This is a genomic window from Streptomyces pinistramenti (genome assembly GCF_020564935.1).
Taxonomy (GTDB): domain Bacteria; phylum Actinomycetota; class Actinomycetes; order Streptomycetales; family Streptomycetaceae; genus Streptomyces; species Streptomyces pinistramenti.
Genome location: NZ_JAJCXB010000041.1, coordinates 60,943 through 68,040, shown reverse-complemented (window position 1 = coordinate 68,040; position 7,098 = coordinate 60,943). Strand labels below are relative to the sequence as shown.

Here is a 7,098-nt window from a genome sequence, read left to right as displayed (position 1 = left end):
CGTACCCGCGCGCACCCCCACCCCCCTGCTCCCCCGCATCGAAGCCGCCTGGCTGGGCCGGGCCGCCGGGTGTCTGCTCGGCAAACCGGTGGAGAAGCTGCCGCTGGACGGCATCCGTGCGCGCGCCCGCGCGAGCGGCAACTGGCCGCTCACCTCCTGGTTCACCGAAGCCGGCGTGGATCCGGCTCTCACCGCCCGCCACCCCTGGAACCGCCGCAGCCGCGGCACCGCACTCGCCGAGAACATCCGCGGCATGCCCGAGGACGACGATCTCCACCACCCGCTGCTCGGCCTGCTCCTCCTCGAACGCCACGGCCACGACTTCACCACCGCCGACGTGGCACGGCTGTGGCTGGACGAACTGCCCGCGGGCCGCGCCTTCACCGCCGAGCGCATCGCGTACCGCAATCTGCTCGACGGCATCGAGCCGCCGGACACCGCCCGCCACCGCAATCCGTTCCGCGAGTGGATCGGCGCGCAGATCCGCGCCGACGTCTACGGCTGGACCCGGCCCGGCGACCCGTACGGCGCGGCCGCCGAGGTCTGGCGGGACGCCGTCCTCAGCCATACGGCGAACGGCGTGTACGGCGCGATGTTCGCCGCCGCCACCCTCGCCGAGGCCGCGGGCGGCGCCTGCGATGTGCACGGCGCCCTGTGCGCCGGCCTCGCCGTCGTGCCCGCCCGCTCCCGGCTGGCCCGTGCCGTCCGCTTCGGCATCGCCGCCGCCCGCGAGGAGCCCACCGGCACACCGGACGGCTTCACGGACGTCGTCGACCGTCTGCACGCCGCCTACGGACACCACCACTGGGTGCACGCGGTACCGAACGCCGCGCTGCTGGCCGCCGCCCTCACCCACGCCGACGGCGACTTCTCCGGTTCCATCTGCCGTGCCGTGTCGGGCGGTTGGGACACCGACTCGAACGGCGCGACGGCCGGCTCGGTCGCCGGACTGCTGGCCGGCGACCCCGCCGCGCTCCCGGACCGCTGGACGGCGCCGCTGCGGGGCCGGCTCGCCACGAGCATCGACGGCCCGGACGGCAACGGCTTCGACACCCTCGCCCGGCGCACCGCGGCGCTCGCGGTCCCCCGCCCCCACCGGCCGGAGGCACCCCTTCCATGACCACGCCGCACACCGCCCCGGCACCCGGCCCGCTCTCCGGGCCGCGGGTGCTCGGCCTGGCCACGCCGGCGCACCGCCGCGGCTGACACCCCCGCACACGACGCCGGGCGGGCCCGAAGGAATCGGGCCCGCCCGGCACTGTCCGGCGGTCGGCCGCCGCACCGGGTGCGGCGGCGGTGTTCAGGACTTCTTGCTGCTGCTCTCCGCGGGCTCGGAGCCGCCCTTCGCCCCGGCCGGAGCGTCGGCGTCCCCGGCGGGATCCGCTGCCGCGTCCGTCCCGGCGTCCTCGGCGCGCTTCGCCCCGGCATCGCCCTTCGCGTCCGCACCGTCACCGTCGTCGTCACCGTCGGACGGCTTCCCCGGCGCATCCGCCGCGGTCTTCCCGCCCTCGGCCTCCGCACTCCCGCCGCCCGCGCCGTCCGTGCCGTCGTCGGGCTGCGCGCCCGGCTCCACGACCGCCTCGCGGCCCGGCGCCTTCCGGGCGGAGATCACCATGTAGACGAGGGCCAGGACCAGGCCGATCAGCGCGGTCCAGACGTTGAGCCGCAGGCCCAGGATGTGGTGCGCCTCGTCGACGCGCATGCACTCGATCCAGGCACGGCCCGCGCAGTACGCGGCGACGTACAGCGCGAACGCCCTGCCGTGCCCGAGCCGGAACCGCCTGTCGGCCCAGATCACCAGCGCGGCGACGCCCAGGCACCACAGGCACTCGTACAGGAATGTCGGGTGGTACGTGCCGCCCACCCGGCCGATCGCCGGGTCGGAGCTGATCTTCAGCGCCCAGGGCACATCGGTCGGACGGCCGTAGAGCTCCTGGTTGAACCAGTTGCCCCAGCGGCCGATGGCCTGGCCGATGGCGAGGCCGGGGGCCAGCGCGTCGCAGTAGGCCGGCAGCGGGATGCCGCGGCGACGGCAGCCGATCCAGGCGCCGACCGCGCCGAGCGCCACCGCGCCCCAGATGCCGAGGCCGCCCTCCCACACCTTGAAGGCGTCGAGCGGGTGGCCGTTCTTGCCGAAGTACGGCTCGTACGTCGTGATGACGTGATAAAGCCGTCCGCCGACGAGTCCGAAGGGCACGGCCCAGACGGCGATGTCCGCGACCGTTCCGGACCGGCCGCCGCGCTGCACCCAGCGCTTGTTGCCGAGCCAGACGCCCAGGAAGACACCGATGATGATGCAGAACGCGTAGCCGCGGAGCGGGATCGGGCCGAGATGAACGACACCGGTCGACGGGCTGGGAATGAATGCGAGGTCCATGGCAGGGTCGACGCTACCGCGCCGGGCGGGGTCGGCGGCAACCCACCCGGCAACGGCTCCGTAACGACACCGCCGGGCGCCGCCCCGCACCGGAGCCGGTCCCTACGACGACGGCGCCGCGCTCTTGCCGGGCTGCTTGCCCTTGTTGGCGTCCAGCACCATCTTCTTGAATTCCACGGGCGTGAACTGCCCGTTCTTTTCCTTTGCCAGATCCTTGCCGTTGAGCAGGACGGTCGGGGTACCGCGGTAGCCGGACGAGGCGAAGGCGTCGTTGGACTTGCGGACCAGCGCGTCGTACGTCCCGTCGTTGACGCACGTGGTGAAGGCTCCGGACGACAGGCCCTTGACCTTGCCTGCCAGCTGGAGAAGCAGCTTCTTGTCGGCGAACTTGTCCTGCTGCTCGGGCGGCTGGTTCGCGTAGAGCACGTCGTGATAGTCGCGGAACTTGCCGGCGTTCTGGGCGCAGAGGGCGGCATTGGCGGCGTTGAGGGATCCCATGCCGCCGGCGTTGCCGTCGATGATCGTGGCGAGGTGGTACGAGGATCTCAACTGCCCGGAGTCCTCCAGCTCGTGGATCACCGACCGGAAGCCGGTCTCGAACTGCCGGCAGGCGGGGCAGCGGAAGTCCTCCCAGACCGTGAGGGCGGAGGGGGCGTCGGGCGCGCCCACCGGGACGGCGGGCCTGGCGCCGCCGACCGCCCCCTTCGGCACGGTCACCCGGGCGGCACTGCCCTCGCTCCCCCCGGACGACGACGCCCAGAAGGCGATACCACCGCCGACCGCCAGCACCACGACCACCGCACCGGCGACGATCGCCTGCCGGCTGCGCCGGGCGCGGGCCTTCTCCTTCGCGCGCTGTTCCTGCAGCCGCTCGCGGGCGCTGCTCTTACCTTCATGGTTCTTCTGGCTCACCCCCGGGACAACGAAGCGGAGGGGTGCCGCTGCCCCCCTCCGCCCGATGTTCGCCCTATCGGGGGACGGAACCCGCGGTGCCGCACACACGTGCCCGGCCGCGGCACCGCTTCCGTGATCCGTCCCCTGGCGGCGCTATCCGCGCGTGCGCACCCCCGCCGCCAGCTCACCGGCCAGCGCGCGGACACCCGCGAGCCCGGCCTCCAGGTCGTCCTCCTCGGCCAGCATCCGCTTGACGAACGCCGAGCCGACGATGACACCGTCGGCGAACTGCGCGACCTCCGCGGCCTGTTCGGGGTTGGAGACGCCGAGTCCGACGCACACCGGGAGGTCCGTGGTGGCCCGGGTCCTGGCGACCAGCTCCTGCGCCTCGCGGCCGACCGACTCGCGGGTGCCGGTGACACCCATCAGCGAAGCGGCGTAGACGAAGCCGCTGCCGGCCGCGGTGATCTTGGCGAGGCGTGCGTCGCGGCTGCTCGGCGCGACCACGAAGACGGTGGCCAGGCCGTGCTCCTCGGCGGCCTTGCGCCACACATCGGACTCCTCGACCGGCAGGTCCGGCAGGATGCAGCCGGCCCCGCCGGCGGCGGCGAGATCGGCGGCGAACCGCTCGACGCCGTAGCGGTCGACGGGGTTCCAGTACGTCATGCACAACACCGGCGCCCCGGTGGCCGCGTGCGCCTCGCGGACCGTGCGGATCACGTCGGTGATCTTCACCCCGGCCCGCAGCGCGATGTCGTCCGCGGTCTGGATGACCGGCCCGTCCAGGACCGGGTCGCTGTGCGGCAGCCCGACCTCGACGACGTCGCAGCCGCCCTCCAGCATGGCCGTCACCGCGCGGATGCCGCCGTCCACGGACGGGAAGCCGGCCGGGAGGTAGCCGACGAGCGCGGCCCGCCTCTCGGCGCGGGCGCCCGCCAGCACCGATTCCAGCAGCGCGATGTTGCCCGGTGTGCCCGAATTGCCCGCCATCACTTCTCCCCCGCGCCCGTGGCGTCGTTGTCGTACAGCCCGAAGTAACGGGCCGCGGTGTCCATGTCCTTGTCGCCACGGCCCGAGAGGTTGACCAGCAGCAGCCCGTCGGGGCCCAGCTCACGGCCCAGCTCCAGCGCTCCGGCCAGGGCGTGCGCGCTCTCGATGGCCGGGATGATGCCCTCGGTCTGCGACAGCAGCCGCAGCGCCTGCATGGCCTGGTCGTCGGTGACCGCACGGTACTCGGCGCGGCCGATGTCCTTGAGGTAGGAGTGCTCGGGGCCGATGCCCGGGTAGTCCAGGCCCGCGGAGATCGAGTACGGCTCGGTGATCTGCCCGTCCTCGTCCTGGAGGACGTACGAACGCGAGCCGTGCAGGATGCCGGGGGTGCCCTCGGTGAGGGTGGCGGCGTGCTCGCCGCTCGCCACGCCGTGGCCGCCGGGCTCGCAGCCGACCAGCCGGACGCTCTCGTCGGGCAGGAAGGCGTGGAAGAGCCCGATGGCGTTGGATCCGCCGCCCACGCAGGCCACCGCGGCGTCCGGCAGCCGGCCGGCGCGCTCCACGATCTGCCGGCGGGCCTCGACGCCGATGACGCGGTGGAAGTCGCGCACCAGGGCCGGGAAGGGGTGCGGGCCCGCGACCGTGCCGAAGAGGTAGTGCGTGCGGTCGACGTTGGCGACCCAGTCGCGGAACGCCTCGTTGATGGCGTCCTTGAGGGTGCGGCTGCCGGACGTCACGGCGATGACCTCGGCGCCGAGCATCCGCATCCGCGCGACGTTCAGGGCCTGCCGCCGGGTGTCGACCTCGCCCATGTAGATGGTGCATTCGAGGCCGAAGAGGGCGCAGGCGGTGGCGGTGGCGACGCCGTGCTGGCCCGCGCCGGTCTCGGCGATGACCCGGGTCTTGCCCATCCGCTTGGTGAGCAGCGCCTGGCCCAGCACGTTGTTGATCTTGTGCGAGCCGGTGTGGTTGAGGTCCTCACGCTTGAGGAACACCCGGGCGCCGCCCGCGTGTTCGGCGAACCGCGGCACCTCGGTGAGCGCACTGGGACGCCCCGTGTAGTTGACCATCAGGTCGTCCAGCTCGGCGGCGAACGCGGGGTCCGCCTTGGCCTTCTCGTACTCGGCAGTGACCTCGTCGACCGCGGCGACCAGCGCCTCGGGGATGAACTTGCCGCCGAAGGCACCGAAATAGCCTTCGGGGCTGGGAACCCGCCCCTCGGGGTCGGGAAGGAAGAAGTCGGAGGACATCTGACGCGCTCCTAGGCCGGGGCGAACGCCCCGGAGATCTGGGATGTCTGGAATATCGGGAAAGTGTGGGTATGGCGGAGTGTCCGCGAGCCCGGCGCGTGACGAGCGGAGCCGGGCGGGCGCCGGACGGAAAGCGGGGCCGGACGCGGCCGGCGGAACCGGTGCGGGCGCCGAGCGGAGCACGGGACCGCCCCCTCGCCCCTACGGGGGTGGGGGACTGCACCCGGCCCGGAAAGCTCCGGCCCGGACAACCTTCAGCCCAGGTCCGGTCGGCCCGAACCGCTCCAGCGCGAACCACGCCCGATCCGTACCGCACCCGGCCGCGGCTTCGGCCTACGCCGCAGCCCAGCCGCGTCTCAGCCCGCGGTCTCCCGGCGCCATCGCATGCCGTTGATCTGGCCCGGCTCGGAGCCGATGTGGTACCTGACCCGGCGGCCGTGGATGCGGCGGGCGGGTGCCCGGCAGCCACGGTGCCAGGGCGGCAGCGCGCAGCGGCTCGGCCGCGCGCCGGCCCGGTGGGACGCCGCCGTACGCGCGCGGGGCCCGGCTACCGGATACGGCAGCCGGACGGCAGCCGCCAGGGCGCGCGCGCCCGCCGGACCCGGGAGGGTGTCCCGGGCGGGGCGGCGGGTGCCGGTGGCGGCTGCGGTCATGTCGGTGTTCCCGTGCCGGCGCCGGTCAGGACCGGCCGTGCCGGATCGCCGGGTGGGAGCCCGCCGCGACCAGGTCGGCGACGGCGGTCCTGGGGTCCTTGCCGGTGACGAGGGACTCGCCGACGAGGACGGCGTCCGCGCCGTCGTTGGCGTACGCGATCAGGTCGTGCGGGCCGCGCACCCCGGACTCGGCGATCTTGACGATGTGGTCGGGGATCTCGGGGGCGATCCGGGCGAAGTTGCCGCGGTCGACCTCCAGGGTCTTGAGGTTGCGCGCGTTGACGCCGATGATCCGGGCGCCGGCGTCGACCGCCCGTGCGGCCTCTTCCTCGTCGTGCGCCTCGACCAGCGGCGTCAGGCCGATCGACTCGGCCCGCTCGATGAGCGAGACCAGCGCCTCCTGCTCCAGCGCGGCGACGATCAGCAGCGCCAGGTCGGCGCCGTGCGCGCGGGCCTCCCACAGCTGGTAGGCGGTGACGATGAAGTCCTTGCGCAGGACGGGGATGTCGACCTTGGCGCGGACCGCTTCGAGGTCGGCCAGCGAGCCGCCGAACTTGCGCTGTTCGGTGAGTACGGAGATGACCGCGGCGCCGCCCGCTTCGTAGTCGGCGGCCAGTCCTGCCGGGTCGGCAATCGCGGCCAGCGCGCCCTTGGAGGGGCTGGAGCGCTTGACCTCGCAGATCACCGTGACACTCTCGCCCTTGAGGGCGGCGACACCGTCCTTGGCCGGGCGGGCCTTGCGGGCGCGCTCCTTCAGCTCGTCGAGGCTGACGCGCGCCTGCCGCTCGGCGAGGTCGGCGCGGACTCCGTCGATGATCTCGTCGAGCACACTCACGCGAGCGGCCTCCTTCTAGAACGGTGGAGGGGACAGTCGCCCAGGGGGCGGGATACGTCCCTCAGGCTCTTCGATGGTATCCGGCCGGGGGCCGAGGTC

General features: G+C 73.6%; 7 protein-coding genes. 1 reads left to right on the top strand and 6 read right to left on the bottom strand.

Translation table 11 applies throughout. The annotated features are described in order from the left end of the window. Positions 1–1,120: ADP-ribosylglycohydrolase family protein (locus tag LIU39_RS24635; protein ID WP_227049055.1), on the top strand; the 1,120-nt coding region annotated here is incomplete at its 5' end. 180 nt (positions 1,121–1,300) lie between these two features. On the opposite strand, the gene lgt is transcribed toward LIU39_RS24635, so the two are convergent. The 6 genes from lgt to trpC all read right to left on the bottom strand — a co-directional run bounded on the left by lgt (position 1,301) and on the right by trpC (position 6,999). Beyond that, positions 1,301–2,377 (bottom strand): prolipoprotein diacylglyceryl transferase, encoded by a 1,077-nt coding sequence (lgt, locus tag LIU39_RS24630; protein ID WP_227049054.1) that lies wholly within the window; start codon positions 2,375–2,377, stop codon positions 1,301–1,303. A 102-nt stretch (positions 2,378–2,479) separates the two neighbouring features. Next, the gene (locus tag LIU39_RS24625) at positions 2,480–3,289 is read right to left on the bottom strand and encodes a DsbA family protein (protein ID WP_227049053.1); all 810 of its coding nucleotides are present in this window, start codon (positions 3,287–3,289) and stop codon (positions 2,480–2,482) included. A 135-nt stretch (positions 3,290–3,424) separates the two neighbouring features. After that, positions 3,425–4,261: a tryptophan synthase subunit alpha gene (gene trpA, locus LIU39_RS24620; RefSeq protein ID WP_227049052.1), complete on the bottom strand. Its 837-nt coding sequence runs from the start codon at positions 4,259–4,261 to the stop codon at positions 3,425–3,427. Beyond that, positions 4,261–5,511 (bottom strand): tryptophan synthase subunit beta, encoded by a 1,251-nt coding sequence (gene trpB / locus LIU39_RS24615; protein ID WP_227049051.1) that lies wholly within the window; start codon positions 5,509–5,511, stop codon positions 4,261–4,263. The genes trpA and trpB overlap by 1 nt, the downstream gene beginning before the upstream one ends. A 356-nt stretch (positions 5,512–5,867) precedes the next feature. Then, on the bottom strand, positions 5,868–6,164 hold the full coding sequence (trpM, locus tag LIU39_RS24610) for a tryptophan biosynthesis modulator TrpM (RefSeq protein WP_372464030.1): 297 nt from the start codon (positions 6,162–6,164) through the stop codon (positions 5,868–5,870). Positions 6,165–6,189: 25 nt separating this feature from the next. Further along, complete coding sequence (trpC, locus tag LIU39_RS24605; protein ID WP_227049050.1) at positions 6,190–6,999, bottom strand: indole-3-glycerol phosphate synthase TrpC; 810 nt, start codon at positions 6,997–6,999, stop codon at positions 6,190–6,192. Positions 7,000–7,098: the final 99 nt, after the last annotated feature.